This is a genomic window from Neoroseomonas rubea, from assembly GCF_016106015.1.
Taxonomy (GTDB): domain Bacteria; phylum Pseudomonadota; class Alphaproteobacteria; order Acetobacterales; family Acetobacteraceae; genus Neoroseomonas; species Neoroseomonas rubea.
In genome coordinates this window covers 1-2397 of the sequence record NZ_JACADQ010000466.1, presented here as the reverse complement: position 1 = coordinate 2397, position 2397 = coordinate 1, and the positions used below count along the sequence as shown (strand labels likewise).

The following is a 2397-nucleotide window of genomic DNA, read 5'->3' as shown; positions in this document are numbered from 1 at the left end:
CCCGCCGCGGCACCCGCCCTGGCGGCGACGCCACCCTCCGCGGCGCCGGCGGACGCGCCCTCTTCCCCCCGCAGCCTGGTGCCGGCGCCGACCCTGCCGGGGATCGCCGGGCCGGTGCTGGTCGTCCCGCCGGCGACGCGCGTGACGAACGGCGCGGCGGCGACGATCACGCGCCTGCACGTCACCCCCGCAGGGGAGGCGCCGGGCGTGGAGGACTGGCTCGGCGCCGCGCAGCTCACGCCGGGCAACGCGGTGCTGTTGCGCGCACCGCCGGGCCGGGGTTGCCTGTTCGACCTGCGCGCCGTCTATGTTGGCGGCGCCACCGAGGATCGTCCTGGAACAGACCTGTGCGCCGTGTCGGAGCTGCGATTCGAGGGGGGCAAGACGGCCTCCGCCGCACCGCCGCGGTGACGCTGACGGCGCTGGCGCTCGGCGCGCAGGCGGATGCGCGGGCCCGCAGCTTCACCCTGATGAATGCCGGCCCGGCCGCGATCGTCGCCATCGAGGTCTCGGCCGAGGGGCAGGCGCAGTTCGGGCCCTCGCTCATCGGGCGTGTCGAACTGCCGCCCGGCAATGCGCTGCACATCACCATGCCGGCCCGTGCCGCCTGCCGCGGCGACCTGCGCATCCGCTGGGACGGCGGGCGGGTGGAGGAACGCGCCGCCCAGGATTTCTGCCAGCCGCCGCGCGTGCTGCGCCTTTCGACGCCTGCCCCATGAAGGAGCCCGCATGAGCCCGACCGAGACCTGGCGCGCCCGCGCCGGCACGCGCTTCCCCTGCGAGAAGCGGCCGGCGTCCGGCACCCGCGGCATGGTGGTGACGAACCATCCGCTCGCCTCCGCTGCGGGGGCGGAGATGCTCGCAGAAGGCGGCAACGCGGTGGACGGCGCCATCGCGGCGCTGTTCGCGCTGTCGGTCGTCGAGCCGATGATGGTCGGCCTGCTCGGCGGCGGCATGGCGCATCTGCGCCTGCCGGACGGCACGCATACGGTGATCGACGGCATGGCGAGCGTCGCCTCCGCCGCGCGGCCCGACATGTTCACCCCGGCCGAGCCCGGCAATCCGCGCAACCTCGAGGCCGTGGGGCGCGCCAATGTCGTGGGCGGCCTCGCGGTCGCGACGCCGGGCAACCTCAAGGCCTGGTGCGAGATCCTCGCGCGATTCGGCACGCTGCCGCTGGCCGATGTCATGGCGCCGGCGATCCGTCACGCCGAGCGCGGCTACCGCGCCACGCCGTACCTGGCCGAATGCGCCGCGGAAGCCGCGCCGGACATGGCCAAGGACCCGGCGATCGCCGCGCTCTACCTGCCCGGCGGCGCGCCGCTGCGGCCCGGGCATCGCGTGGTGCAAGGCGAGTATGCCGATACGCTGCGCATGGTGGCGCGCGAAGGCGCCGCGGCGCTGGACGGCGCGCTGGGGGATGCGATCGCGGCGGGCATCGCGCGCGCGGGCGGGATCGTCTCGGCGCAGGATATCCGCGCCTATCGCACCATCGAGCGGGCGCCGCTGCGCGGACCCTATCGCGACGTGGAGGTGCTGCTGCCGCCGCCGCCCGCCGCATCGGGCGTGCATGTGCTGCAGATGCTGAACATCCTGTCGCACCACGACCTGCGCAAGCTCGGCTTCGGCACGGCGGACACGATGCACCTGCTCGTCGAATGCCTGAAGATCGCCTTCGCCGACCGCGCCGCGGCGTCCGGCGACCCGGCCTTCGTCGAGGTGCCGGTTGCGCGGCTGACCTCGGCCGCCTACGGCGCGGAGCGCGCCGCCTTGCTCGACATGGCGCGCGCGCAGGCCTGGGGGGCGGGCGTGGCCGGCGCCGAGAGCCCGAACACGACTCACCTGACGGTGGCCGACGGCGAGGGGCGGATCGTCTGCGCGACGCAGACCATCAACTCCACCTTCGGCGCGCGCTTCCTGGTGCATGGCACGGGGATGATCCCGAACAACTACCTCGCGACCTTCGATCCGCGGCCGGGGCATGCGCTGTCGATCGCGCCGGGCAAGCGCGTGACGACCTCGATGGCGCCGATGATCGTGCTGCGCGGCGGCAAGCCGGCCTATGCGCTCGGCATGCCGGGCGGCCTGCGCATCTTCGGCTCCGTCATGCAGGCCATGTTGAACCTGGTGGACCATGGCATGTCCTTGCAGGAAGCCGTCGAGGCGCCGCGCCTGTGGACGCAGGGCGACGCGGTCGAGATCGAGCCCGCCTTCCCCGAGGATGTGCGCGCCGTGCTGACCGCGCGGGGGCATGCGCTGTCGCGCCTGCCGCATGTCGGCGGCGGCATGTGCGCCATCGGCTTCGGCGCGGACGGCGCGATGGAGGGCGCGGCCTGCTGGCGCGCCGACGGCACGGCGATCGGCGTCGGCGGCGGGCTGGCGCGCGAAGGGGTGCGC

At 74.8% G+C, this 2397-nt stretch carries 2 protein-coding genes and 1 pseudogene; all 3 read left to right on the top strand.

What is annotated here, in order from left to right; all coding sequences use genetic code 11:
- Positions 1-411 (top strand): annotated as a pseudogene (locus tag HW577_RS23710) (hypothetical protein); the annotation flags it as partial.
- Complete coding sequence (locus tag HW577_RS23705) at positions 408-719, top strand: hypothetical protein (protein WP_198378566.1); 312 nt, start codon at positions 408-410, stop codon at positions 717-719. The pseudogene HW577_RS23710 and the gene HW577_RS23705, both read left to right, overlap by 4 nt.
- Positions 720-729: 10 nt before the next feature.
- The coding region (ggt, locus tag HW577_RS23700; protein WP_232475201.1) for a gamma-glutamyltransferase at positions 730-2397 on the top strand (1668 nt) is incomplete at its 3' end.